The organism is Nocardioidaceae bacterium (genome assembly GCA_018672315.1).
Taxonomy (GTDB): domain Bacteria; phylum Actinomycetota; class Actinomycetes; order Propionibacteriales; family Nocardioidaceae; genus TYQ2.
The window spans coordinates 2,928,081-2,953,373 of sequence record CP076053.1 but is presented as its reverse complement, the minus strand read 5'-3'; the positions used below and the strand labels follow the sequence as shown (position 1 = coordinate 2,953,373).

20 protein-coding genes are annotated in these 25,293 nt (G+C 73.1%); 8 read left to right on the top strand and 12 right to left on the bottom strand.

The genetic code is table 11. The annotated features are described in order from the left end of the window. Positions 1-136: 136 nt before the first annotated feature. On the top strand, positions 137-2,239 hold the full coding sequence (locus tag KLP28_14200) for a SpoIIE family protein phosphatase (GenBank protein QWC84702.1): 2,103 nt from the start codon (positions 137-139) through the stop codon (positions 2,237-2,239). Between the two features lie 2 nt (positions 2,240-2,241). Here KLP28_14200 and serA read toward each other — a convergent pair whose 3' ends face one another. Then, the gene (serA, locus tag KLP28_14195; protein QWC84701.1) at positions 2,242-3,435 is read right to left on the bottom strand and encodes a phosphoglycerate dehydrogenase; all 1,194 of its coding nucleotides are present in this window, start codon (positions 3,433-3,435) and stop codon (positions 2,242-2,244) included. A gap of 57 nt (positions 3,436-3,492) precedes the next feature. Continuing rightward, entirely contained in the window at positions 3,493-5,787 is a 2,295-nt protein-coding gene (locus KLP28_14190) for a SpoIIE family protein phosphatase (GenBank protein QWC84700.1), read from the bottom strand. Positions 5,788-6,003: 216 nt separating this feature from the next. On the opposite strand from KLP28_14190, the gene KLP28_14185 reads away from it, so the two are divergent. After that, positions 6,004-6,333 carry an STAS domain-containing protein gene (locus KLP28_14185; GenBank protein ID QWC84699.1) on the top strand — a complete coding sequence of 110 codons (330 nt, stop codon included), beginning with the start codon at positions 6,004-6,006 and terminating at the stop codon, positions 6,331-6,333. Positions 6,334-6,416: 83 nt separating this feature from the next. On the opposite strand, the gene KLP28_14180 is transcribed toward KLP28_14185, so the two are convergent. Then, a complete protein-coding gene (locus KLP28_14180) occupies positions 6,417-6,818 on the bottom strand; it encodes an ATP-binding protein (protein ID QWC84698.1) in 402 nt (133 codons plus the stop codon). A gap of 107 nt (positions 6,819-6,925) precedes the next feature. On the opposite strand from KLP28_14180, the gene KLP28_14175 reads away from it, so the two are divergent. Beyond that, positions 6,926-7,594, top strand: coding sequence for a biliverdin-producing heme oxygenase (locus KLP28_14175; GenBank protein QWC84697.1), 669 nt, complete (start codon positions 6,926-6,928; stop codon positions 7,592-7,594). Positions 7,595-7,621: 27 nt separating this feature from the next. Here KLP28_14175 and KLP28_14170 read toward each other — a convergent pair whose 3' ends face one another. After that, on the bottom strand, positions 7,622-8,539 hold the full coding sequence (locus tag KLP28_14170; protein ID QWC86993.1) for a haloalkane dehalogenase: 918 nt from the start codon (positions 8,537-8,539) through the stop codon (positions 7,622-7,624). A 31-nt stretch (positions 8,540-8,570) separates the two neighbouring features. Beyond that, positions 8,571-10,046, bottom strand: a complete 1,476-nt coding sequence (locus tag KLP28_14165) for an NAD(P)/FAD-dependent oxidoreductase (protein ID QWC86992.1) — start codon at positions 10,044-10,046, stop codon at positions 8,571-8,573. 85 nt (positions 10,047-10,131) lie between these two features. On the opposite strand from KLP28_14165, the gene KLP28_14160 reads away from it, so the two are divergent. The 4 genes from KLP28_14160 to KLP28_14145 are packed head-to-tail and all read left to right on the top strand — an operon-like array spanning position 10,132 to position 13,786. Beyond that, the gene (locus KLP28_14160; GenBank protein QWC84696.1) at positions 10,132-11,130 is read left to right on the top strand and encodes a patatin-like phospholipase family protein; all 999 of its coding nucleotides are present in this window, start codon (positions 10,132-10,134) and stop codon (positions 11,128-11,130) included. Between the two features lie 52 nt (positions 11,131-11,182). Next, positions 11,183-11,851 carry a hypothetical protein gene (locus KLP28_14155; protein QWC84695.1) on the top strand — a complete coding sequence of 223 codons (669 nt, stop codon included), beginning with the start codon at positions 11,183-11,185 and terminating at the stop codon, positions 11,849-11,851. Positions 11,852-11,907: 56 nt separating this feature from the next. Further along, entirely contained in the window at positions 11,908-12,234 is a 327-nt protein-coding gene (locus tag KLP28_14150; protein ID QWC84694.1) for an antibiotic biosynthesis monooxygenase, read from the top strand. A 7-nt stretch (positions 12,235-12,241) separates the two neighbouring features. After that, positions 12,242-13,786: an FAD-binding protein gene (locus tag KLP28_14145; protein QWC84693.1), complete on the top strand. Its 1,545-nt coding sequence runs from the start codon at positions 12,242-12,244 to the stop codon at positions 13,784-13,786. Between the two features lie 248 nt (positions 13,787-14,034). Here the strand turns inward: KLP28_14145 and KLP28_14140 are convergent, their stop codons facing one another. The 4 genes from KLP28_14140 to KLP28_14125 all read right to left on the bottom strand — a co-directional run bounded on the left by KLP28_14140 (position 14,035) and on the right by KLP28_14125 (position 20,387). Continuing rightward, positions 14,035-16,188 carry a DEAD/DEAH box helicase gene (locus KLP28_14140; GenBank protein ID QWC84692.1) on the bottom strand — a complete coding sequence of 718 codons (2,154 nt, stop codon included), beginning with the start codon at positions 16,186-16,188 and terminating at the stop codon, positions 14,035-14,037. 362 nt (positions 16,189-16,550) lie between these two features. Further along, positions 16,551-17,882, bottom strand: a complete 1,332-nt coding sequence (locus KLP28_14135) for a hypothetical protein (protein ID QWC84691.1) — start codon at positions 17,880-17,882, stop codon at positions 16,551-16,553. A gap of 144 nt (positions 17,883-18,026) precedes the next feature. Continuing rightward, positions 18,027-18,866 (bottom strand): formyltetrahydrofolate deformylase, encoded by an 840-nt coding sequence (gene purU, locus KLP28_14130; protein ID QWC84690.1) that lies wholly within the window; start codon positions 18,864-18,866, stop codon positions 18,027-18,029. Between the two features lie 24 nt (positions 18,867-18,890). Beyond that, positions 18,891-20,387 (bottom strand): molybdopterin-dependent oxidoreductase, encoded by a 1,497-nt coding sequence (locus tag KLP28_14125; GenBank protein QWC84689.1) that lies wholly within the window; start codon positions 20,385-20,387, stop codon positions 18,891-18,893. Positions 20,388-20,475: 88 nt separating this feature from the next. Here KLP28_14125 and KLP28_14120 point away from each other — a divergent pair, with 88 nt between their 5' ends. Further along, the gene (locus KLP28_14120) at positions 20,476-22,062 is read left to right on the top strand and encodes a RecQ family ATP-dependent DNA helicase (protein QWC84688.1); all 1,587 of its coding nucleotides are present in this window, start codon (positions 20,476-20,478) and stop codon (positions 22,060-22,062) included. On the opposite strand, the gene KLP28_14115 is transcribed toward KLP28_14120, so the two are convergent. The 3 genes from KLP28_14115 to KLP28_14105 all read right to left on the bottom strand — a co-directional run bounded on the left by KLP28_14115 (position 22,022) and on the right by KLP28_14105 (position 25,289). After that, positions 22,022-22,594, bottom strand: coding sequence for a DUF998 domain-containing protein (locus KLP28_14115; GenBank protein QWC84687.1), 573 nt, complete (start codon positions 22,592-22,594; stop codon positions 22,022-22,024). The genes KLP28_14120 and KLP28_14115 overlap by 41 nt on opposite strands. An 80-nt stretch (positions 22,595-22,674) precedes the next feature. Beyond that, positions 22,675-23,721, bottom strand: coding sequence for an alpha/beta fold hydrolase (locus tag KLP28_14110; GenBank protein ID QWC84686.1), 1,047 nt, complete (start codon positions 23,719-23,721; stop codon positions 22,675-22,677). A 68-nt stretch (positions 23,722-23,789) separates the two neighbouring features. Then, positions 23,790-25,289, bottom strand: coding sequence for a hypothetical protein (locus tag KLP28_14105; protein ID QWC84685.1), 1,500 nt, complete (start codon positions 25,287-25,289; stop codon positions 23,790-23,792). Positions 25,290-25,293: the final 4 nt, after the last annotated feature.

The window sequence follows — 25,293 nt, the reverse complement described above, 5'->3', positions numbered from 1 at the left end:
AGCGGCGCGACCCCGAGGACCCCGTCAGGAGCCAGGCTCCCGACGGGGTCCTCGTACGTCCGGCGGGTGGCGGATTCCTCAGGTCTCGCGTCGCATTCGCGCGACGGGACGGCCGGATCGTGGCACGCTCGTCAGCATGAGGGAGCCGCCGACCCCGGCGCCCCCGGGCGTCGGCGGCCGTGGCGCGCCGGGGGCGCGTCCCGCCGTCGAGCTGCACCTCGCCCCGACCCTGCTGGTCTCGCTGCTGCTCGCGGCGCTGGTGGCCGTCGCCGCCGGCGCGACGTGGCAGCCGCGCGGCTCGATCGCCGTGGTCCTGCTGACCGCGCCTCCGCTGTGCGCCCTGGTGGCAGTCGCCGTGGTCGGGTCGTGCGCCCGGGCCTTCGGCGACCCGCGCCTGGGATGGTTCGCCGTGGGCCTCGGCGTCGCCGCGTCGGCCCTGTGCATGATGCTGCTCTCGCGCGAGCTCGTCGAGGTCGCGGGCACCCTGGGTGCAGCCAGCGACGCGCAGGCGGCCCTGACGCTGACCTCCCACCTGTCACTCGCCGTCGGCGTCGTCCTGGAGGCCCTGCGCCTGCCCATGCGCCTGCTCCCCGTGGTGCTGACCGCCGGCATCGTCGGCAGCGCCGTGCTCGTCAGCGGCGTCGTGCCGCTACCCGCACTCTTCGACGGTCTCGCGATCACCCCGCTCATGCGAGGTCTCGCCGTCGCCGTCGCCCTGGTCACCCTCGGCGTGACGGCCGCCTGGGTCCGCCCCCGGGCGCGGCTCACCTCGGGGCTGCACGGCTGGGCTGCGGTCGCCCTGGTGCTCTCCGCGCTCGGTCTGCTGGTGCTCGCCGCGGCCGACGAGGTCTACTCCCACCTGTGGTGGGCCGGCCTCACGCTCCGCACCTCCACCTACGTCGTGCTCGCCGCCGGCAGCCTGTGGTGGCTGATCGCCTCCCTGGTCAGCGGTGAGATCTGGACGCGCCGCGAGCTCAGCCGCCGCGACGGGGAGCTCGAGGTCGCGGACGGTCTCAGCCGCCGGCTGCTCGACGCCGCCCGTGAGCTGTCCGAGGCGCTGACCGTTCCCGACGTCTGCGAGACGGCCTCACGCCTGGCCGTCTCCGGCACGCGGGCCCTCGACGCGCACGTGGTCCCCGCCGCCCGCGACGTCTCCGGGGCGGCGACACCCGGACTCCCGACGTACGCCCGGCAGCTCGTCGACCGCCACGGTGGATCCGAGCCCCTGCACGCGCCGGTCTTCAGCGACCCCGTGGGTCTGGTGGCCGACGACGACGGCCCCGGGACGGGTCGGGCGTACGCCGTGCTGGCGCTGCGCGCCGAGGACCGGCTGCTGGGGCACCTGGTGCTGGTCGCGGAGACCGGCCGCACGTGGACTCCGTACGACGTGCGTTTCCTGACCGCCCTGGTCGACCAGACGGCGCTGGCGCTGTCCCGCGGCCGGGCGTACGAGACCGTCGCCGCGGCGTCGGCCACCCTGCAGGCCTCGATCCGCCCGGGTCGCCCCACAGCGGTCGCCGGTCTGACGCTGCACGCGGTCTACCGGCCCGTCACCGTGGGTCACGAGGTCGGCGGCGACTGGTTCGACACCATCGCGGTCGATGAGGACCGTGTCGTCCTCGTCGTCGGCGACGTCATGGGCAAGGGATGGCGAGCGGCCGCCGTGATGGGCCAGGCGCGGACGGCCCTGCGCACGGCGGCTTCACTGCACCTCGACCCGGGTGCGGCGCTCGACATGCTCGACACCGGCATCGTCGACCTGCGGCCCGACGAGATCATCACCGTCGTCTACGCGCTGGTCGACCGCCGGCGCGGCGAGGTCGGCATCGCCCGCGCGGGGCACCCGCCGGGCCTGCTGATCGACGCGGACGGCCGCGCCGGGTTCGTCGAGCACGGGGGCTCACCGCCGATCGGTCTGGTGAGCGGCCCGCGCAGCGAGCACTGGGTGCCGATCGAGGAGGTCGCGGGGCTGGTGCTCTACACCGACGGTGTCGTGGAGTCGCGCGCGAAGGACCTCGACCAGGGCATGCAGGCGCTCGCGCGGCGCGCGGAGACTGTCGCCGAGGAGGCGCGACGACTCGGTGACGAGGGCGCCTGGGAGACCTGGCTCGAGGAGCTGCACGCCCGAGCAGACTGGCAGGACGACGTGGCTGTGCTGGTGGCATGCCTGGGCCCCGCAGGTCCCCCAGGGGGTGCGCAGGCCGGCACGCTCCCCGGCCTGCGCGCGGCCGGGGCCTGACCTCAGGCGCCCAGCACGCGCAGCCGGATCGTGTCCGGGTGCTGCGACAGCTCGGTGAGCAGGTCCTCGGAGACCTCGTGCACGTCGGTGACCGCGTAGCCCTGCGTGCCGCGCGTGGCGAGCTGCTGGGCGTCGATGTTGGTGCCGTACTTCGCGAAGAGCTGGTTCAGGTGTGCCAGCACGCCCGGGGTGTTGCGGTGCACGTGGGCGATGCGGACGGCGCCCTGCCGCCCCGGCTGCAGCGGCGGCAGGTTGACCGAGAGGGCGGTGTTGCCCTCGCCCACGTAGTCGCGCAGCTTGCCGCCGACGAAGCGCCCGATGTCCTCCTGGGCCTCCTCGGTGCTGCCGCCGATGTGAGGGGTCAGGATCACGTTGGGCAGACCGATGAGCGGCGAGCTGAACCGGTCACCGCGCGACTTGGGCTCCTCGGGGAACACGTCGACGGCCGCTCCGGCGAGGTGACCGGAGACCAGGTTGTCGTGCAGCGCCTGGTGCTCGACCACGAACCCGCGCGAGAGGTTGAGGAAGATCGACCGGGGCCGCATCGTGGCGAACTGCTCGGCCCCGAAGATGCCGGCGTTGCCCTCCCGGCCGTCCACGTGCAACGTCACCGTGTCGACCTTGCCGAGCAGCTCGTCGAGCGAGGCGCAGCGGCGGGCGTTGCCGAGCGCCAGCTTCTCCTCGGTGTCGTAGAAGTAGACCTGCATGCCGAGCATCTCGGCCACGACCGAGAGCTGGCTGCCGATGTTGCCGTAGCCGACGATGCCGAGGGCGCGCCCGCGCACCTCGTGGCTGCCCGACGCGGACTTGTCCCACACGCCCTCGTGAAGCGCCTTGTTGCGGTCGGTGAGCCGCCTCGCGAGCGCGATGATCTCGGCGATCGCGATCTCCACCACCGAGCGGGTGTTGGAGTAGGGCGCGTTGAAGACCGCGACGCCCGCCCCGGCGGCTGCGGCGAGGTCGATCTGGTTGGTGCCGATGCAGAACGCGCCGATGGCCATCAGGTCGGGGGCGTTCGCGACCACCTCGGCGGTGACCTGGGTCTTGGAGCGGATGCCGAGCAGTGAGACACCCTGCAGGGCGGCGACCAGCTCGTCGGTGTCCAGCGCGCCCTCGGCGGTCTCGACCTCGATGCCGGCGCCGGTGAGGATGTCGTACGCGTGCGGGTGGATGTTCTCGAGCAGCAGGGCCTTCACGCGCTCATCGTCGCAGAACGCCCACGGCGGCGATTCCGGTGCCCAGGATCCGGGATGTCAGAGAGCGAAGGCGACGACGGTGGTGTCGTCGTCGGTCTCCCCCGGGTTCACCTCGACGAGCGTCTCGAGCCAGGACTCCAGGTCCCGACCCCCGGGGCCGGCGCAGGCCGTCGCGCGCAGCCGCTCGATGTTGCGCAGCAGGTCCTCGCCGCGTCGTTCGACGAGCCCGTCGGTGTAGAGCACCATCGAGGCACCCTCGGGCAGCCGTACGTCCAGCGGCGTGGTCGTGCCCATGCCCAGGCCGAGCACCGGTCGACTGATGAGCTGCTTCAGCGACGGCAGCTCGATCTGGCCGCAGATCACCGGCGGGGGGTGTCCCGCGTTGACGATGCGGGCCATGCGCGTGCCGCGATCGAGCACCACGGCGCAGGCCGAGGCCACCCGTGCGTCGAACGTGCGCGCCATGAGGCGGTCGAGGTGGTCGAAGGCCTCGGCGACGTCGATGCCCGCGAAGAGGTAGGCGCGCAGGGCGGCGCGCACCTGGGTCATGGCGGCGACCGCGCTGACACCGTGCCCGGCGACGTCACCGATCACGAGAGCGACCCGGTCGCCGTCGAGGTCGACCAGGTCCCACCAGTCGCCACCGAGCTGGTAGGAGGTCGCCGGGGTGTAGCGGACGGCGACGTCGAGGCCGCGGAGCTGCGAGGACCACTCCGCCACGACGCTCTGCTGGAGGGACTGGGCCACCATGACCTGCTCCCGCGAGCGCTTGAGCATGACGCTGACGAGGTGGGTCTGCAGCGACTCGGCGATGTCCATGGCGGTGCTCGACCAGGGCTCGCTGCGATCGCGCACCAGCTCGGACCACTGCTCGAAGGACTTGCGCGGGGAGAGGCGTACGGACCCGTCCTCGGCCTGCGTGGGCGTCTTGCTGAGGGCGGGGTTGCCGGCCCAGGTGACCTCGCGCACGTACGGCGGCCGCAGCCACATCAGCCACCACCCGGGACCCGGGTTGATGAGCAACGCCCCCGCGGCGACGTCGCCGACGGTGTCCACGAGACTCACCAGGTTGTCGGTGGCGACCGGCGCGAACTGTTCGGCACCGTCCTGCCGGCCGGCCTCGGCCAGCGCGCACAGCTGCTCGCCGAGGTCGAGCAGGACCTCGTCGTCGGGCACCTCACCAGCGGTGCGCAGGGCACCCTCGCTGAGGCACGCGACACCGCTGGCTCCCACGAGCGCGAGGATCTCGGGGTCCTCGACCATCGCGGCCGAGAGCGAGCGGGGGTCACGGGCGAGACGGCTCGTGATGCGCGAGAGCACGCTGCTGGCCTCGAGCATGTCGATGCGGCTCGCGGCGGACTCCCGCTCGGCGAACTCGCCGGAGGCGACCTGGCCCAGGAACTCCGCGGCCGCACGGGCGTCCTGGCTGGGGCGGTGGGGTCCGGAGTAGTGGTGGCAGGCCACCAGGCCCCACAGCCGGTCGTTGTGCACCAGGGAGACCGACATCGACGCCGTGACGCCCATGTTGCGCAGGTACTCCAGGTGCACCGGGGAGACGCTGCGCAGCGAGGACCGCGACATGTCCAGGGGTCGACCGGTGCGGGGGCCGACCAGCGGGTCGACGGGCACGGGCTCGTAGTCCACGTCGGCGATCAGGCGGGTCCAGTTCACGGTGTAGAGCCGCCGCGCCTGGGCGGGGATGTCGCTGGCGGGATAACGCAGGCCGAGGAAGGGCTCGAGGTCCTCACGAGCCGTCTCGGCGACCACCTCGCCGTTCCACTCCGCGTCGAAGCGGTAGACCATCACCCGGTCGAACAAGGTGAGGTCGCGCACCTCGACGGCGAGTCGACGTGCCAGCTCCTCGATGTCGGGGGCCGAGGAGAGCCGGTCCATCGCGCCGCGTGCGGACTGGTAGGACAGCAGCACGCTGCGCGGCCGGCCGAACTCCTCGAGCTCCACGACCAGCAGGCCGTCGGCCTCGTGGACGGAGACGTCGACCTCGCACCCGGTGAGGCGCCCGCGCAGCTCGGTCCCGTCGGACCGTGGCATCGGGCCCAGCACGACGACCAGGGACTCCGCGAGCAGCCCCTGGGCGACGTGGTGCCGGATCTGGTCCGCCAGTCCGGTGCCGATCAGGTCGACCACGTCGGCCCCGATGGCACGGTCGACGGGCATCCCGAGCATGTCGTCGGTGTTCTGCGAGGCCATCACCACGCGCATGTCGACGGGGTCCAGCGCCAGGAGCACCCCGTGCGGCTGCACCGCACCCGGGATGTGGATCGGCTCGTTCTCGCAGCTCGACAGGTCGACCCCCGGATGCGCCGGTGCGTGCGGCGAGGGGGGCAGGGTCATGGACATCCGTCGGTCGGGGGCGGGGCGGTCTGCGAGGGGCCGGACGTCGAAACGTCCGCCTCGTGACGCCATAGTGCCCGACAGGTGTCGTCCGCGCACGGAGGGAGCCGTCCTTCGTGCGTTGCCACCCTCCGCAGGGGTGGTCCAGAATGCGGCGTACGTCGACGTGGGCGACCCGGGTGACGAGCCTGGGGTGGCCCGTCTAGTGTGGGCGGCATGCTTGAACGCCCCTTCACCTCCGAGCTCGACGGAGACACCCTGGTCCTCCACGGTTCCGTCGAGTACGACGCAGTCATCGAGCTGCGCAACCTGATCGCCGAGCACTCCGAGGACCACTCGAAGGACCTGACGATCGATCTCTCCGACGTCGACTACTTCCCCAGTGTCGCCGTCGGCGTCATCGCCAAGGCGCTGGCTGCGGCCCACGAGAAGGGCACGACGCTCGACCTCGTCGCGAAGCCCGGCTCGGTACCGCAGCGGGTGCTCACGATCTGCGCCATCCCGTTCAAGGAGTCCCGCGAGGGCACGGCGGACGCGAGCGCCTGAGCGCCTCCGTCCAGCACGACACCCGGTCCCGCCGACGCGGCACCGGGTGTTGTCGCGTCTGCGGACCCCTCGGTCGCCTCGCGTCAGCAGCTCAGGGTCGCCATGACCCGGGTCCCGGTCTCCTGGTCGACCTTCCACTCGGCGCAGAGCGCCTGCACCATGGCGAGCCCGCGGCCCCGGGCGGCGTACGGGCCGGCGTTGACGACCCGGACCCGCGGCGCAGCGTGGGAGCCGCCGTCGGTCACGCAGAGTGTGAGGCCCTCGGGCGTACGCGAGAACTCCACCGTGAAGCAGTCGCCGGGCATCGGGGACCCGTGGTCCAACGCGTTCGACACGAGCTCGCCGAGCACGATGGTCGCCTCCTGCTGACAGCGGTGCGACAGCGAGGCGGCGCGGACGAAGTCGTCGAGCAGGTTGCGCGCCTTGACGGTCGACGGCGGGGCGAAGGGAAGGCGGTGCTCCTCCTTCGCCTGTCCGGACGTCACGACTGGCGGCATGATCTTGAATCTTCCCGAGCACTGGGCGACCACACACCCTTACGGACTGAAACTATCGCCACACAGATGTCAAACGATCAACTACCGAGGTGCTCGTGACGGCTCAGCCACTGGCCGCGCGGTTGCGACAGGCAACCGCGACGGCGCACCGTACGGCGGAGTCCACGGGGTGGGCCGCGACCCTCGCGACCGGACGCGTGAGACGCGCCACGTACGCGGCGTACCTGGCGGCCCTGACCGAGATCTACGCGGCACTCGAGGATGCCGTGGCGGCCCACGTCTCCCACCCCGCGATCGCGGTCGTGCACGACCCCGGCCTACAGCGTCTGAGCGCGCTGCGGGCGGACCTGGCGCGATGGGGGGAGCCGGCGGAGACACCGGCGGTGCGGGCCGCGACGATCGCGTACGTCGACCGGCTCGAGCACGTGGCGCGCTCGGCGCCCCACCGCCTCCTCGCCCACCACTACGTGCGCTACCTCGGCGACCTCTCCGGCGGCCAGGTCGTGGCCTCGGCGCTGCGTACGGCCGGGCACGACGGGGTGGCCTTCTACGACTTCTCCGCCGTGGCCGAATCGACCCGCCACGGGCGGCCGAGCACCGTGCCCTTCCTGCGCCGCTACCGCGAGGGTCTCGACGCAGCGGCGCTGCGTGCCCGGGAGGCGGACGAGGTCGTCGAGGAGGCCGTCCGCGCGTTCGACCTGACCACCCAGCTGTTCCTCGCGCTCGACCCCCCGGCCGCCGACGTCACGCCGTCTGCCGGCTGAGTCAGGCGGCGGAGTCAGGCGCCTGAGTCAGACGGGGCCGCTGCCGCGGATCCAGGAGACCGTCCGCTCGACGATCTCGAGCCCGCAGTCCTCCTGCACGAAGTGCGAGCCGTCCAGCCGACCGTGCGGCTGACCTGCGGCACCCGGCACGTGCTGCTGCAGCGGACGGTCCGCCCGACCCAGGATCGGGTCGTGGCAACCGAACAGCGTGAGGAACGGCTTGTCCCACTGCCCCAGCACCCGCCACGCCTCGCGGTTGGCCGGCACGGCGGGATCGCTCTCCTCGGTCGGCACCAGCGAGGGGAAGACCCGCGCACCCGCCTGGCTGGCGCGGTTGCCGAAGGGAGCGTCGTACGCCGCGCGCTCACCGCGGGACAGAGGGCGCTTCGTGCCGAGGGCGACGATGCGGCCGGCGGGGAAGACCGGTGAGAACCTCGACGCCGCCTGCCACAGGTCGAAAGCGAGCGGGGTGCCGCGCTCCGCGGTCGGCAGGAAGCCGTTGGCGACGACGACCCGGGCGAACCTCTCGGGCAGCTCGCCGACCAGACGGAGGCCGATCAGCGACCCCCAGTCCTGGCACACGAGGGTGACGTCGGTGAGCTGGTGGGCGTCGAACCAGTCGCGGACCCAGTCGACGTGGGCCTGGTAGGTGTAGGCCGACCTGTGCGTCGGTTTGTCCGACCGGCCGAAGCCGATGAGGTCCGGGGCGATGGCACGGAAGCCCTCACGGGCGAAGGCCGGCACCATGTGGCGGTAGAGATAGCTCCAGCTCGGCTCGCCGTGCAGCATGAGCACGACCGGCCCGTCGGCGGGCCCCTGCTCGACGTGGTGCATCCGCATCGGCACCCGCGCCATCGCACCGTCTCCTGCGCTGACGCCGGTCCAGTGCGGCGCGAAGTCGTAGTCGGGCAGGCCCTCGAACCTGGTCGGGGGCGTACGCAGCACCCCCGGCGCCGGCTGGGTGGGCCCGCCCACCTCAGTCACGCGCTCGCGCCGCCGCGGGGTGGTGCGCGACCAGGTCGGACTCGTCGACCTCGGCGAGACGGTCGACGTACTCCTCGACGATGCCGGGCCAGTTCGTAGTGATGCGCGAGCCGTCGTTGTACCAGCTCGTGCACGCGTTCCACACCGAGTCGTTGAGCCGCTCCTGCATCTCGGTGTCGTAGTGGCGGGCCACGTGCTCGCGCACCTCGTACGCATCGGCCCGGCCCTCGGCGATACGACGAGCGACCTGCGCGGCGTACCCGGCCTGCGCCTCCAGCATCGTGATGATCGAGGAGCCCCCCAGGTTGGTGTTCGGGCCGTAGATCATGAACAGGTTGGGGAAGCCGGGCACGGTCACCCCGAGGTGCGCCCACGCGCCGTCGTCCCACACGTCGTCGTGGAGCTTCACGCCCTCGGCGCCCACGACCTCGATGCCGGCGAGGAAGTCGGTGGCGGCGAAGCCGGTGCCCCACACCAGCACGTCGGCCTCGACGAGGCGGCCGTCGGCGAGGCGTACGCCCTCGGGCTCGACCCCGGTCACGCCCTCGGTGACGAGGTCGACGTCGTCACGGTCGAGCGTCGGGTACCACTCGGAGGAGAACAGCAGCCGCTTGCAACCGATCGGGTAGTCGGGTGTCAGCGCCTTGCGGAGGGCGGGGTCGCTGACCGAGCGACGCAGGTGCAGCCACCACGACGTACGGATGGCGCGGATCACCGCGTCGTCGACCCGGCGGTCGCCGACCAGGGCCTGGTTGAAGACCTCGGTGACCCAGAAGACCGTGCTGCGGGCGGCCTTGATGACGCGATCGTCGCGGCGGGCGAGGTAGGCCGCGGCGCCGTACTCGGTATCGGGCTTGGGGACGACGTACGGCGGGGTGCGCTGCAGCACCGTGGTGTGCTCGGCCGCCGGTGCGATGCGCGGCACCGCCTGGATGGCGGAGGCGCCCGTGCCCACGCACACGACGCGCTTGCCGGTCAGGTCGACCGAGTGGTCCCAGGTCGCGGTGTGCATGGCGGGCCCGGCGAAGGTCTCGTGCCCGGGGATGTCGGGCAGCCGGGGGTTGGAGAGCTGACCGACCGCGGTGACCACCAGGTCGGCCGTCTCGGTGCTGCCGTCGGCCAGGGTCGCCGTCCAGGTCGCCTGCTCGGCGTCCCACTCCAGCCGGTCGACCTGCGCGCCGAAGCGGACGAGGTCGGTGAATCCCTGCTCCTGGGCGGTGCGCCGGATGTAGGCGAAGATCTCCGTCTGCGTCCCGTAGCGCCGCCGCCAGCCCGCGTGCGGGGCCCATGACCAGGAATAGAGGTCCGAGGGGACGTCGCACGCGGCGCCCGGATAGGTGTTGTCGCGCCACACCCCGCCGACGTCGGTGCTCCGCTCGAGGATGGTGATGTCGGTGACGCCGGTGTCTCGCAACGCCTTCGCGGCGGAGAGGCCGCCGAATCCGGCACCGATGATCAGGGCCCGCAGCTTCGTGGTCACGGGGCGGACACTACCCACGGCGAGGTCGTCGCGCCTGCGCTGCGCCCAGGCCGGCTCTGGATAGTTTCGCCCGGTGAGCGGCTTGCGTGCGGATCTCGTCATGGAGGGCGGCGGCGTCCTCGGCATCGGGCACGTAGGGGTGATCGACGAGCTCGAGCGCGCCGGGTACGACTTCGAGCGCGTCGCCGGGTCGAGCGTCGGCTCCCTGGTCGGGGCCCTGGTCGCGGCCGGCATGCCGGCCGCGCGCATGGTCGAGCTGATGCGGGAGACCGACTTCCGGCGCTTCACGGACCGGTCGCTCGTGGACCGGGTGCCCGTGCTCGGACCCATCGCCTCGCTGCTCCTCGACGACGGCGTGTACGAGGGCGACTGGCTGCACGAGTTCGTCGGCGACGTGCTCGCCGAGCGTGGTGTCGTCACCTTCGGCGACCTGCGCCGCGGCGGCGACGAGGCGCCGCTGGAGGAGCGGTGGAAGCTCGTCGTCACCGTCACCGACGTGACCCGCGGCCTGCTGGTGCGGCTGCCGTGGGACTACCAGCGCGTCTACGGCCTCGACCCCGACGAGCAGCCCGTCGCCGACGCCGTACGCGCCTCGACGGCCATCCCCTTCTTCTTCGAGCCCGCGAGCCTGACCGCGGCGGACGGCACGACCTCCACGCTGGTCGACGGCGGGGTGCTGTCGAACTTCCCGATCGACGTGCTCGACCGCACCGGTCCGCGGCCGCCGCGGTGGCCGACGTTCGGGATCAAGCTCGTGCCCGACCTGCCTGCCGACGGACCCGCGCTGCTGCCGGTGCTGAACCTGGTGCCCGGCGGCGGACCCCTGGCGCTGCTGTCGGACCTGGTGACCACCACGCTCGTCGGGCGCGACCAGGCGCGGCTCTCGTTGCCCTGGGTGGCGGCCCGCACCATCCGTGTCGACACCTCGGGGGTGAACCCGGTGGACTTCCGGCTCTCCGACGCCGACAAGGAACGGCTGCTCGAGGGGGGCCGCAGCTCGGCGGAGTCGTTCCTCGCGCGGTGGGACTGGGAGGCGTACAAGGAGAGGTTCCGCAACCGGCGCGAGGGATGAGCCGGCGTACCCCGAGGGTGTCGCCGCAGCGGCCCCGGGAACACCGGTACGCATGCACAGCACCACGATGAACTGGCAACGCGTGCTGGTGGGTCTCGCGCTCGGACCGCTGGCGGGAGGATTGGCTCTGCAGTCGGGAGGAGGACCGTCCGGGGTCGGGTTCGGACTCATCGCCATCGGCTTGACGCTGTTCGCCGTCGCCGTCGTGCCGATGTGGAGGCGTGCCCGTGGCCAGGCCTCGGCCGCGGACGTGGCCCGGGGTCGCCGCTCCTTCGGCGAGATGCCGAAGCACCTGAAGATCCCTCTGGGCGTGAACATCGCCGTGAACGTGCTGGCTGCGGGACTCTTCGCGATCAGCATCGTGGCGATGCTCTTCACCCGCGTGCCCGTCGGCCTCTCCGTCGTCCTGGGGATCCTGTCGCTGCTGCTCGCGGGCGGCAACTACCTGCTGTGGCGCATCGGATCCCGACCCACCGGGGCGCGTCAGCAGCTGGAGGACCAGCTGGAGAGCTCGAGCGACACCCGTCGGCAAGTGATCTCCTTGGCCTTCGGACTCCCCGTGCTCGCCGCCTGGATCTTCGGGTCGTCACTGCTCGGGTCCGACCGGTCGCCGTCTGTCGTGACGGGTGTCGTGCTCGTCGCGGCGCTGCTCGGCGTCATCGGCCAGTGGGTGGACACCCGCGAGGTCCGACGTGTGCTCGCCGCCGACGGCGTGAGCTGACGTCACGACGGGACCTCGGTCTGGTCGGTGAGCTGCCGGGGGGCTAGGTTCGGCGGATGATCTTCATCACCGCCAAGTTCCCCGTCAAGCCCGAGCACGCCGACGACTGGCCCGAGCTCTCCCGGGAGTTCACGCAGGCCTGCAACGCCGAGGACGGCTGTCTGTGGTTCGAGTGGGCGCGCTCGGTGGAGGACCCGGACGTCTACCTGCTCACCGAGGCGTTCCGCGACGGCGACGCCGGGGCCGCCCACGTGAACTCCGAGCACTTCGAGAAGGCCACGCGAGAGCTGCCGCAGTACCTCTCGCGTACGCCCGACATCGTCTCCACCGAGGTCGACCAGCAGGGATGGAGCCAGCTCGGCGAGATGGCCGTCGAGGACTGAGCGTGCGATGACCCCCGAGCAGCGCGGTGCCGCCCGGGAGCGCGTACGCGCCGTCTTCGCGGAGCTGGACCGCGCCCTGCTCGTCGACGACGAGGACCTGCTCGGGTCCTACGCCCGCGACGAGGTGCCGCCCTCGCTCCTCACGTCGTCGGAGCCCGCGGAGGCCGCGCTGCTCGGTCCCCCGGCCCTGGTCCTGCTCCCCCGCACCACCGCGGACGTCTCGAGGATGCTGCGGCTGGCGTACGAGGGCGACGTGCCCGTGGTGACCCGCGGCGCCGGGTCCGGACTCGGCGCCGCGGCCACCGCCCGGGTCGACGGCGTCGTGCTCTCGACCCGTCGCATGACCGGCACCGTCGAGGTCGACCCGCTCGAGCGCCTCGCCGTCGCCCAGCCGGGCGTGGTGACCGCCGAGCTGCGTACGGCCGCTGCCGCCGCCGGGCTCTTCTACCCGCCCGATCCCGGTTCGCTCGCCTGGTCGACGATCGGCGGCAACGTGGCGACGAACGCGGGCGGCATGTGCTGCGTCAAGTACGGCGTCACCGGCGACTACGTGCTCGCGCTGGAGGCCGTGCTCGCCGACGGCACGGTGCTGCGCACCGGGCGGCGTACGGCCAAGGGCGTCGCCGGCTACGACCTGACCTCGCTGCTCGTCGGCTCCGAGGGCACGCTCGCCGTGGTGACCGAGGTGACCGTACGCCTCGTGCCCGCGCCGCAGACCCCGATGACGCTGGTGGCGTCGTTCGACTCCCTCGGGCGAGCCGGAGAGGCCGTGGAGGCCCTCGTGCACGACGGTGTGTCCCTGTCGGCCCTGGAGGTGCTCGACCGCACCACCCTGCGCGCGGTGGCCGCGCACACCGGCATGGACCTCGGCGAGCCCGCCGCCATGCTGCTGGCCCAGGCCGATGACGCCGGGGGTCACGCCACCATCGCCCGCGCGGCCGGACTCTGCGAGAAGGTCGGCGCGGAGGTCGTCGTCTCCGACGACGCGGTGGAGTCCGCGGCGCTGATGGAGGCGCGCCGCCAGGCCCTGCCCGCGCTGGAGGTGCTCGGGGACTGGCTGCTCGACGACGTGTGCGTGCCGCGCGGGCGCGTCGTCGCCCTGCTCGAGGCCGTCGAACGCATCGCCGCCGACACCGGTCTCACCATCGGCGTCTTCGGTCACGCCGGCGACGGCAACATGCACCCGACCCTCATCCACGATGCGTCCGACCCGGCCTCGGTCGCCGCGATGAGGCGGGCGTTCGACGCCGTCACGCGCGCCGCCCTGGATCTCGGCGGCACGGTCACGGGCGAGCACGGCGTGGGGCGTCTCAAGCGCGACTGGCTGCGGACCGAGCTCGACGACGGGGCGTACGCAGCCTCGGTCGCGCTGAAGCAGGCGCTGGATCCGCGAGGCATCCTCAACCCCGGGGCCGTGCTGCCGCCGACGCTGCCCCACGACCTCGTCGAGATCCGGGCGGCCGGAGAGCTCGACGGGTCGCCCCCCGTGGCGGACTCGCCGGGCGTGGCTGGCGTGATGGTCGCCAACCCTCGCCGTACGACCACCCCCTGATCGCGAGAGGTCACCTCTCGCGAGAGGTCAATCTTCGCGAGACGTCGATTCTCGCGAGAGGTCAGTCTTCGCGAGAGGTCGATTCTCGCGCCACGACGCCTCTCGATTACCGAAACCGACCCCTCGCCAGGAGTGACCCCTCGCGAGAACCGACCCCTCGCCGGAAGTGACCCCTCGCCGGAAGTGACCCCTCGCCGGAAGTGACCCCTCGCCGGAAGTGACCCCTCGCGGGAAGTGACCCCTCGCGGTCAGAGGCGGCGGGTGCGCCTGGAGGGCTGCTGCACGCGACGCTCCAGCGCCTCGGTCAGCAGCGCCACCAGCGCCTCGGTCTGCACGTCGGCCGAGGAGCCGACCTCCTCGTCCGACCCGTCGAGCGCCCGGGCGGCGAGACCCGCCTTGGAGTCGATGAGCTCGGCGATCTTGGTGTCGATCGTGTGCGCGGCGATCACGCGCCAGGCGGTGACCGGCTCCGACTGACCGATGCGGTGGATCCGGTCGATCGCCTGGGTCTGCTCGGCGGCGGTCCACGAGAGCTCCGCGAGCACGAGGTTGGAGGCGACCTGCAGGTTCAGACCGACGCCCGCGGCCGACAGCGAGCAGACGATCACCGCGACGTCAGGGTCCTCGGTGAAGGACCGGATCGCCTCCTCGCGAGCGGCCCGGCTCTGGTCGCCGCGGATCGAGACCGACTTCATGCCGCGGCGGCGTACGACCTCCTCGGCGGTGTCCATCACGTCGACGTGCTTGGCGAAGAAGACGACCTTGCCGACGTTGCCGGCCAGCTGCACGGCGTAGTCCGCCGCCAGCCCGGCCTTCGCCGAGCCCAGCCTGCGCATCATGCCGAACACGTTCTCGCCGCTGGAGGCCTCCTGGTCCTCCCGCTCCCAGGCCGCGACGCGGCGGACGAGGTCCAGGTCGATCGTGCCGCGAGCACCCGCGCCGGCAGCACGGTTGGCGAGCGCCACGTCGTAGCGCTCGACCATGCGCTGCGCCAGCTCCGCCTCGGCCTGACGGATGGACCGCCCGACCTCACCGTCGAGCTCCACGGGCAGGTCCGCGACGCGGCGCGCCGGGATGTCCTGGGCGACGTCGACCTTGCGACGCCGTACGATGCCGAGGTCGATCACGGTGCTGCGGGCGGCCGGGTAGAACCCGTGGTCGGCCGGCGTGAAGCCCTTCTCCTCCAGCGCGTGCATGAGCTGGGGGCGGGGCTTCTTGTCGTCGATCCAGCCGAGCAGCTCCCAGATGGCCTGGAAGTCCTCGACGTCGTTGATCAGCGGGGTGCCGGTCAGCGCCATCATCAGCGGGCGGGCCGTACGCCGCCGGATCTTGTCCGCGAGCGCCAGCACCAGCTGGGAGCGCTGCGAGGACTTGTTCTTCACGAAGTGGGCCTCGTCGACGACCATCCCCGCGAAACCGAGGTCGCCCAACCAGTGGGCGTGCCGGTCGAGTACCTCGTAGTTGATGATGACGATGTCGGCGAAACCGTCCATGTCGTCGCCGTCGCCGTTGATGACGGTGGCGCGGCGCCCGGGCGCCCACAGGGCGGCCTCACGGGCCCAGCTCGTCTTCACGACGTTCGGCACCACGACCAGCAGGGGGAACGCGCCGGCGGCACGCGCGGCCAGCAGTGCCTGGGCGGTCTTGCCGAGGCCGGGCTCGTCGGCGAGCAGGAACGTGCGGTGACCGCCCTCGACAGCGGCGACCAGACGGGCCTGGTGGGCCATCATCGGCTGGTCGGACCCCAGCTGCACGGCGTCCGGCTCCGGCAGCTCCATGCAGGCGGACTGACCGCTGCTGGCCTCCTCGAAGGCGCGGTAGAGCGGACCGAGGAGCTCCCACCCCGACAGCAGGCCGTGGCCGTTGTGCTCCGGCGGCGTGGGCGCGGAGTAGTCCGGGAGGCGGAACGGCCGCGACAGCATCCGGGCGCGGACGGAGGCCGGGAAGGCACGTCGCTCGCTGACCACCACCGCGGCGTCGTCGACGGAAGCCGCTGACTCCTCCGGTGCAGCCATGCCGGCGGCCGTCATCATCTGCCGCTTCAACGCGACCGCGTGCTCGGAGATCTCGGCGTCGGCGTCGAGCAGCGTGAACAGCGTGCTGTCACGGGCCGCGGTCTTCGCCAGGATCGTGGCGATGCCGTCTAGCCGCTTGAGCTGTTCTCCGCGCTGGGACTCGCTGACCTCGGTGTCGGCCTTCACCCGGAGCCGCTCCTCGCGGGCGAGGATGGCGATGACCTGGTACTTCGTACGCACCGACGGCATCACCGAGCCGCGCTGGACGGCCGACTCCACCTCACGCACCGCCTTCGCGAGCACCGGGATGATGCCCTCGTTGTCGAACGGTCGACCGTTGCGGCGCTGACGCTGGGCGCCGCGGTTGCGCGAGCCGGATTGAGCCATGGGTCCCCCTGCGCGGGCACGCCCTCGTCACGAGCGAGCCCGGCTGTCGTCGATTCGGTGGCCGCGGGTGCGGCCGTGCGTCTCTCGACGTCGCACCGGACGCCTGCAGCGCGGCCAGAGACTCGCCGCCCGGCCCGGTTGGCTCCCAGGGTGCGGGTGCGGCGGAGTCTTTCGGCGTACGCAGGCACGTGCAGCGACGCTTGAACGAAAGACGGTGCGCCGAGTGTAGCGTCCGACCACCCTCGCCGACGAACTCGCCACCCCGGGGCGCGCTGCCGAGACGGCTCTCGCCCGCCGCTGGGTCAGCGACGGGCGAGAGCGGTGCGGTGCGGCGGTGATGCGGTGGTGATGCAGCGGGGACCTCAGCGACGGGCGAAGACCCGGCTGACCCCGAGGTCGACCGTCGCGCCCTGACCGTCGAGCAGCTCGACCTGCAGGGCGACGACCTTCACGCCGCGGCGCTGCTCCTGCACGAGCCCGGCGGTGAGGGTCGCGACACCGGGGATCTCCAGGGACTGGCCCGGGTCCGGCGCCTCGAAGGTCTGACCGCCGGCGGTGATGCTGCCGATGGTCGAGAACGAGCGCTTGCGCACGACCTTGCCGCCAGGAGCGCGGACGACGAGCGCGAAGGACTCCAGCGCGGCGATCTCCAGCGCGCCGCCGCCGAGGCTGACCTCGGCGACCCGGTTGAAGGCGGTGCCCTCGCCGTTGCCGTTGCGGTAGGTGCGCGTACGCACCGCCGACTCCTGCACACCGGCGTCGAGCACGCCGGGCAGACCGGCCTCGACGGTGTCGTTGGTGTTCAGCTGGCCGTTGGTGCCCGCGCACGGCATCGGGACCAAGGCGGTCTTGCCGCTGCCGAGGATGCCGGCGACGTCGATCTCCGACCCCCAGGCGCCGCCGCGGAAGACGCCGTCGGGCTGGCGGTCGAAGCGCGCCTTGGAGCGGACGAGCTGCACCTTGGTGCCGTCGGCGAAGTCCGCGACCAGGGCGGACGTCCGCACCAGGCCCTTGTTCTTGCGGTTCACCCGACGCACGTCGTTGAAGGTCAGGGTGCCCAATCCCGGGACGGGCAGGGTCTGCTTGCCGGAGCCGAGGTTGATCGGGATGCGCTGGCCCGCGATCTCCAGTGCGGCGATGTCGACCTTGCTGCGCAGCTGGAACCCGCGGGGCGTGTCGATGACGCGCGAGAAGGAGGTCAGCCCCTCGATGACCACGGCCCCGCCGCCGAGCTCGATGTCGGCGGCCGCGGCGCGCGAGGTCACGGCCCTGTTGCCGTTGATGCGGTTGGACCGGTTGTTGGTCGTGACCGCGCCGAGCTCGAGCACGTCCTCGGTGTTGCCGCGGGTGCCCACGACGTCGTTCGCGGAGCGGTTCGGGAACTGCGTGGTGCACAGGTAGGAGGCGGCGCTGCGGCCCGACCCGACGACGGCGTTGCCCGAGATGCGCGACCCCATCGCCGCGGCGGCCGCGGCGAGCGGGATGCGCGACGTTCGCGCCGAGGCGGCCGGTGCGCCCTGGCTGCGGGCGAGCTCGTCGAGGGTGACCCGCACGCCGTCGGCCGACTCCGCCGCAGCGGGCCCGGCGAGCATCATGGGTGCGACGAGGGCGCCGGCAGCAGCGGCCACCAGCGTCGAACGGGTGGTGCGGGTGCCACGGGGTCGCCGCGGCGTAGCGGATGCGAAGACTGACATGTGACCTCCTGCTGGTGACCAGCGATGTTCACGCCGACGCCGACCCCCGTCAGCGAGACGCAAGAGGGACAAGGCGATGCTGCAGCGTACGGCCGGAGGGGACGTCCGTGAGCGAACTTCACGGATTTGTGACGGTTGGGCCTCTCAGCGGAAGACGACCGTGCGCGACCCGTCGAGCAGCACCCGCCGCTCGGCGTGCCAGCGCACCGCGCGCGCGAGCGCCTGGCACTCGGTGTCGCGCCCGATCGCCACGAGCTCCTCGACGTCCTTGGAGTGGTCGACGCGTGCCACCTCCTGCTCGATGATGGGGCCCTCGTCGAGGTCGGCGGTGACGTAGTGCGCCGTCGCGCCGACCAGCTTGACGCCCCGCGCGTGCGCCTGGTGGTAGGGCTTCGCGCCCTTGAAGCTCGGCAGCATCGAGTGGTGGATGTTGATCGCGCGACCGGCGAAGTGCCGGCAGAGGTCGTCGCTGAGGATCTGCATGTAGCGGGCGAGCACCAGCAGGTCCGTGCCGGAGTCCGCGGCGATCTGCTTGAGCCGGGCCTCGGCCTCGGGCTTGGTCCCGCGGGTCACCGGCACGTGGTGGAAGGGCACGTCGTGATTCGCGGCCATGCCTGCGAACGTCTCGTGGTTGGACACCACACCCACCACCTCGATGGGCAGGGCCCCGGTCGAGGCGCGGAAGAGCAGGTCGTTGAGGCAGTGCCCGTACGAGCTCACCATGACCAGCACCCGGGGGCGAGCAGCGGCCTCGACGAGGTCCCAGCTCATGGCGTACGACTCCCCCACGCCGCCGAGCCGCTCGCGCACTCCCCGGGGTGCGTCGCCCTCCAGCTCGACCTCCACCCGCATGAAGAAGGTGCCGGTGTCGGACCCGAACTGCTGGCTGGCGGTGATGTTGCCCCCGGCCTCGGCCAGCGCGGCGGAGACCGCGGCGACGATGCCGGGCCGGTCGGGGCAGGAGAGCGTCAGCACGTGCGTCACGGCGCCCGAGCGTACGCCCGGGGCTCAGGAGGTGCGCACCCGCAGCCGGTGCAGGCCCGTGGCGCCGGTCATTCCCGGTGCGGACGGCTCGACGGCCTGGACCGTGCCGTCGGCGGCGCGCATCCGCACCTGCAGCTCGTGGTCGCCCGCCTCCAGGTCGAGCACGACCCGCCAGCGGCGTTGGGCGTACGGCGAGATCTGTCCCGCGAGCTCGGCCGGACGCCAGGTGCCCTCGTCCGCGCGGACCTCGACCACGCCCACACCGTCGTGGCACGGCGCCCAGGCGCTGCCGACGATCGCGGTACGTCCCCCGCCGACCCGCAGCGTCCCGGCGGCACCGCCGCGGGTACGCCCGTCGCGGCCGACCGGCACGCGGACGCCGCCGACGGCGTCGATGCGGCTGGAGGGGCGTACGCCCTGCACGGCCACGGGGAAGCCGCGTGACTCCCAGTAGAACGAGGCCCGGGCGTCGGTGACCTGCAGCTCGGTCAGCCACTTGACGCCGGCGTACTGGCCGTAGAGGCCGGGCACGAGCAACCGGGCGGGCGCCCCGTGCGCAGGCGTGAGGCGGTGCCCGTCCATGCCGATCACGACCAAGGCGTCCCCGGCCCGCACCTGGCCGATGCCGTGCCGCATGGCGAAGCCGTCGACCGCGACCGAGCGCAGGTCCACCGCCCCGGGCATCACGCCGGCCGCCTCGAGGACCCGCCGGAGCGGCACGCCGACCCAGCGGGGTGTGCCCTGTCGCAACCACCCCGGCCGGGTGTGGATGCACACCAGCGCCACGTCGGCCTCGACGGTGCCCAGGGCCTCGAGCGAGGCGAGGTCGAGGTCCAGCTCGCGCTCGACGTGCCCGGTCACGCGCAGGCGCCAGGTCGCGGCGTCCACGAGCGGTGGGCGCAGGTTCACGTCGGTGGCGAAGAGAGCGTCCGCCGTCGTGGGGAGCGGCTCGAGACCGGGCCACCGGTGCGCACCGTCGTCCAGAGGCGCCAGGGGTTCGTCGGCGGTGAGCGGGGTCGCCTGCAGCCGGGCGTCGGCCCCCTCGAGGCGGGTGGCGCGGGCCCGGTGCGTGACACGCCAGGCGGTCGCGCCCGCTGCCGCCGTCAGCGCGGCCGGGACGGCGCCGAGGCCGTGCACGGCGAGCGCGGTGGCGCCCGCTGCTCCCCCGACGGCCATGTGCGCCCGGGGCGTGCGTCGGGGCGCGTGGCGCCGCGCGGCGTACGCGTCGAGGCCGACCAGCGCACCGACCGAGCCCAGGCGGCGTGCGGTGCCGCGCGAGTGGGCGAGCGCCAGCGCCGCGCCGACGCCGAGGGCCGCCGAGGCGCGTACGGCGGGCTTGTCGGCCGTGCCGAGTCGCCGCACGGTCTCCTCCACCACGGCATGGGGCGAGAGATCGACGGCGATGCGCGCTGCGTCGTCGACGGGCGAGTCGGCACCCGTCCACCAGGCGGCCGCCTCGGCGGCGCCCAGGGCCGCCACGGCCGTGAGGCCGCCGTGCAGCAGCGGACCGAGGGCATCCATGGGACCTGGGCGACCCGGGAGACCTAGGACACGTGGCGCACGCATGGTCGTGAGCGTGTCACAGGAACCGCTCGGGTAGCGGGGCCGCGTGAGCGACCCCTCCCGAATCGATACAGACAACCGCGACGACGCCATCGACTCCCTCCTCCCCCGCTTCGGCGTCGAGGAGCTCCATCCCTGGCAGGCGGAGGCGGTCGACGCGCTCGTCGCGGGCCGCGACGCGCTCGTGCTGGCGCCCACCGGCTCGGGCAAGTCCCTGGTGTACGCCCTGGCAGGTGCCCTGCGCGAGGGGTGGACGCTGGTGGTGTCCCCGCTGCTCGCGCTGCAGGCCGACCAGATGCACCACCTGGGCGAGGCGGGGCAGGCGGCGTACCGGATCTCCTCGGCCGAGAAGGCGGCCCAGCGCCGGGAGACCCTGGCGCGCCTGTGCGCCGGCGACCTCGATGTCTGCTTCCTCGCGCCCGAGCAGCTCGACAACGACGAGGTCCGCGAGGCCCTGGAGGCGTGCCCGCCCGGCCTGGTCTGCGTCGACGAGGCGCATTGCGTGTCCCAGTGGGGCCACGACTTCCGGCCCGACTACCTCGAGGTGGGCGACCGCCTCCGCGCCCTGGGGGACGCGCCCTTCGTGGCGATGACCGCGACGGCGGCTCCCCCGGTGCGCCGCGACATCGAACACTCGCTGGGCCTGACCGACCACCTGCTGGTGCAGGCGGACCTCTCCCGCCCGACCCTGCACCTGGCCGTGCACCGCGAGCCTGATGCCGACCGGCAGGCGGACCGGGTCGTCGAGCTCGTGCTGGCGCACGGCGAGCACGGGCAGGGCCTGCTCTACTGCCGCACCCGCGCCTCCGCGGAGGAGTTCGCGGCCCGGCTGGAGGAGGAGGGGCGCACGGCCGCCGTCTACCACGGCGGGATGTCGCGCACGGCTCGCGAGGAGGCGCACGCCGCGTTCCGCGACGACACCGTCCAGGTCATGGTCGCGACCTCGGCCTTCGGGATGGGCATCGACAAGCCGGACGTGCGTTTCGTGGTCCACGCCGAGGTCACCGACTCACTCGACACCTACTTCCAGGAGATCGGCCGGGCCGGCCGCGACGGGGACCCCGCCTCGGTGGACCTCGTCTACCGTCCCGAGGACCACGCCACCAGCCGGTTCTTCCTGGCCGCGGTGCCCGACGCCGAGACCGTGACCGAGGTGCTGGAGGCCACCGACTCCGCCGAGGAGCCCGATGTCGGGCAGCGGACGGCGGCGCGGGTCGTACGCCTCGCGGAGCAAGCCGCGGCCGACGACCTGCCCGACGGTGTCGAGGGGGTCCAGGCGGCCGCCGAGGCCGAGCGCGAGATGGCGGAGTCGCGCGTCGCGATGGTGCGGGAGTACGCCGAGACGGAGGCGTGCCGGGCAGCGTTCCTGCTCGGCTACTTCGGGCAGGAGTCTGAGCCCTGCGGCAACTGCGACACCTGTGAGGCCGGCACGGCGTACGAGGTCGCGGAGGTGGCCGGCGACCTCGACTGGGGTGTGGGCGAGCAGGTGACGCACGAGGAGTTCGGCATCGGCACGGTGACGGCCTCGGACGAGAAGAAGGTGACCGTCCTCTTCGAGGGCGCCGGCTACAAGACCCTGGCGCGTCGGGTGGTCATCGAGCAGGACCTGCTGGAGGCCGCGAGCCCTGCGTGACCCGCGTCGCGAGCCGGGTCGCGAGCCGGGTCGCGATCAGGGTCGCCACCAGGAGCCAGGCCTGGTCGACCACCACCCAGCAGCGCTGCAGCACACCCGGCACGCCGGTCGAGTCGCCCAGCGAGAGCACCAGCAGCACGGTGGACGTCACCGCGACGACGACTGCGACGGCGAGGGCGACGGCGAGGGGTGTCGCCGTACGTGCCCTCCCCCAGGCGACGACGGCGAGCACCCACGCCACCTGGTAGGCGACCACCGAGGCCGCGTGGAGGGTGTCGAGCACGTCGCCGGCGCCGCTCCCCGAGAGCCGGAACCCAGCGATCCCGATCACCGCGAGCGCCGCCGCGCCGAGCGCTGCGGCGGCCGCACGCGCACGAGCCCGCCACAGGGCGACCGCCCCCGCCGCGTGGGCGGTCGCGCTGGCGAGGAAGGCGCCGATGGCCCACGGGGCGACGCCGGAGTCGCGGGCGGCGAGCTCGGAGAGGTACTGCTGCGCCGGGCGGTAGCCCGGCTCGGTGGCCCCGGCCGTCACGACCCCGACCCAGAACAGGGCGACCCCGGCGACGGCGATCCCGACGAGGACGGGGCCCGTCCGCCGCCGCGCGACGGCGCTCAGCGGTCGGCCTCGAGCATGCGGGTGACCTTGGCGGTCAGTCGACCGTCGGCGTCCCGGTCACCCCAGGCCAGGCTCAGCGTGCGTGCCACCGCGGGCACAGCCGCGCCGGCACGTACCGCTGCCCGTGAGGCGCCGAGCACCGCCCGGGCGCCGTCCTCGCCCGTCGAGCCGCGTCGACCGGCGGCGAGCGCGAGCAGCACCAGCGCCTCGGTGACCGGGTCGAGCGGACTGTCGCTGCCCGGCACGGGTGTCTGCTCGTCCAGCGGCTCCAGCCCGAGGGCGTGGTCGCGGACGAGGGCGGCGACGGCCTCGGGCGCCTCCGCAGCGGGCAGGTGTCCGACGCCCTCCAGCACCTCGGTCCGCGCCCTGCCCGAGCCGGCGGCGCCGGTCTCGGCGAGCACCGTCGCGACGCTGTCGGCGGAGCACAGCGGGTCCTGCGCGCCGTGCACGGCGAGCACGGGCAGGCGGAGGTCACCCAGCCGCGCGCGCAGGTCGATGCGGCTGTGAGCCCATCGGACCGCCAGCACCGCGTCGACGTCGACCCGGTCCGCCGCTGCCCGCAGGGACGCGGCGACGCGCGGATGGTCGCGCTCGATGCGGGCGCTCATCCCGGGGTCGCGCGGGTCGAGCGCGAGCACGTCGCCGCCCGGTTCCAGGCAGCAGCCGAGCATCGCGAGGCTCGCGACCTGCGGCGGACGGTCCAGTGCGATCTTGAGCCCGACGGCGCCACCGATGCCGTGCCCTGCGTAGTGCACCGGCGTGGGACGTGCGCCGGGCGCGGTGTCGAGCAGCCGGTCGAGGGCGTCGAGCACGTCGCGTGCCAGTCCGTCCAGGGACATGGTCGGGTACGTCCCGTCGTGCCCCGGCGGTGGGCGCAGGTTCGAGCCGTGACCGGGCAGGTCCCACCCGACCACCTGGAAGTGCGTCGCCAGCAGCCTCGCCGCAGCCGTCCAGAGCGCCTGCACCGAGGTGCCCGCGGCGGGACCGAGCAGCAGCAGCGGCTGGTCGGGGCGGCCCCCGAGGCGGACGGTGGTGACGGGCACGGGTGGGCTCCTCGCTCGGGCGGGGACAGAACCCTCCGAGCCTTTCACGCGACTGCCTGCCCGCCGGTTCAACCCGTCAGGGCGAGGATCGGACCGGCGCCGAGCCCGACGACGACCGCAGCCGCAGCGGTGGTGAGCAGGAGCATGCGTGGCGTCCCCGCCGTCTCATCGGACGCGTGGCTCGGCGACCCACCGTCCGGGCCCGGCGCCAGGCAGGCGCCGAACCAGCGCAGCGAGTACGCCAGACTGACCACGCTGGTCACCACCAGCCCGACCGCCACCCACGGGAGCGGATCCCATGTCGCCGCGAGAACGAGGGACTTGCCGACGAGCACGCCGGCGGGCGGTGTACCCACCAGGGCGAGCAGGCCGATGCCGAGGGCGGCCACGACCCCCGGCCGCGTACGCCCGGCCCCCTGCCAGTCCTCCAGTGAGCCACGTGGCGGGCAGGCGAGGAGCCCCGCGAAGCATGTCAGGTTCGCCGCCGCGTAGGCCGGCAGGTAGACGGCCAGCGCGTCGGCCGCCAGCGCCGCCGTGACGGACGTGCCTGCCGACCCCGGCGCGTTCGTCGACAGTGCCGCGGCACCGGCGAGCAGGAAGCCGGTCTGTCCGATCGTCGACCAGGCGAGCAGTCGGCGGACGTCGCGCTGTGTCAGAGCAGCGAGGTTGCCCCAGGCCATCGCGGTCACGGCCACGACGCCGACGATCGCGGGGACGGGCAGCGCTCCGGTGCCTGCGAATGACTCCCCGAGTCGACCGACGGCGACGACCGCGCCCAGCTTGGGCACCGTGGTGGCGAAGGCACCGGCCGTCGTCGAGCATCCCGTCACGGCGTCGGGGAGCCACGGGTGCAGCGGCGGGGCGCCTGCCTTGAAGAGCAGGCCGGTCAGCACCAGCACCAACCCGAGGGCGAGCGCCGCGGGCGGCACGTCGTCGGCGCCGGCCACGACGCCGTACGTCGTGCCCCCGGCGACCCCGGCGGTGATCACGACACCGAGCATCATGAGCACGCCGGCGAGCGCTCCGAGGAGGTAGGTCTTCACCGTCGCCTCGGCGGTACGTCCGGCGCGATCGCTCTGTCCGGTGCCCTCCGACGGAGGAGTGAGTGCGAGCAGACCGTAGAGCGGGATGGATGCCAGCAGGAAGGCGAGGAGCAGCACCGAGAGATCGGTCGCCAGGGCCAGCAGCTGGGCACCGGCGCCGCCGAGGAGGAGGAGCACGGCGACCTCGGCGGCACGCGGATCGGTCGGTGCCTCGCGACGTGCCATCGCCAGCAGCACGATCAGCGACCCGGCCACGGCGAGCCTCGCCCCACCGCTGAGGGCGTCGATCTCGACCGTGCCCATGACCGCAGGACCACGGACGTCGTCGGCCGCGAGCAGCTGCACCAGCGTCGCGGTCGCCGAGACGACGACGACCGCTGTCGCGGTCCACGACAACCGGCGCAGCCGGCGCCGGGGCGTCCACGAGCCCAGCACGAGACAGCCCACCGCTCCGACCACGAGGACCACCTCGGGCAGCAGCACCAGCACAGCGCCCAGCAGTCCGCTCTCGTCCGGACCCGTCATCGCG

Excerpts from the sequence above, each read along its gene's own strand:
- KLP28_14135 (QWC84691.1), bottom strand. The coding sequence starts at position 17,882 with ATGTCAGTCTTCGCATCCGCTACGCCGCGGCGACCCCGTGGCACCCGC.
- KLP28_14145 (QWC84693.1), top strand. The coding sequence starts at position 12,242 with ATGACCCCCGAGCAGCGCGGTGCCGCCCGGGAGCGCGTACGCGCCGTC.
- KLP28_14185 (QWC84699.1), top strand. The coding sequence starts at position 6,004 with ATGCTTGAACGCCCCTTCACCTCCGAGCTCGACGGAGACACCCTGGTC.
- KLP28_14155 (QWC84695.1), top strand. The coding sequence starts at position 11,183 with ATGCACAGCACCACGATGAACTGGCAACGCGTGCTGGTGGGTCTCGCG.
- KLP28_14150 (QWC84694.1), top strand. The coding sequence starts at position 11,908 with ATGATCTTCATCACCGCCAAGTTCCCCGTCAAGCCCGAGCACGCCGAC.
- KLP28_14190 (QWC84700.1), bottom strand. The coding sequence starts at position 5,787 with ATGACCCTGCCCCCCTCGCCGCACGCACCGGCGCATCCGGGGGTCGAC.
- KLP28_14105 (QWC84685.1), bottom strand. The coding sequence starts at position 25,289 with ATGACGGGTCCGGACGAGAGCGGACTGCTGGGCGCTGTGCTGGTGCTG.
- KLP28_14125 (QWC84689.1), bottom strand. The coding sequence starts at position 20,387 with ATGGATGCCCTCGGTCCGCTGCTGCACGGCGGCCTCACGGCCGTGGCG.
- KLP28_14140 (QWC84692.1), bottom strand. The coding sequence starts at position 16,188 with ATGGCTCAATCCGGCTCGCGCAACCGCGGCGCCCAGCGTCAGCGCCGC.
- KLP28_14200 (QWC84702.1), top strand. The coding sequence starts at position 137 with ATGAGGGAGCCGCCGACCCCGGCGCCCCCGGGCGTCGGCGGCCGTGGC.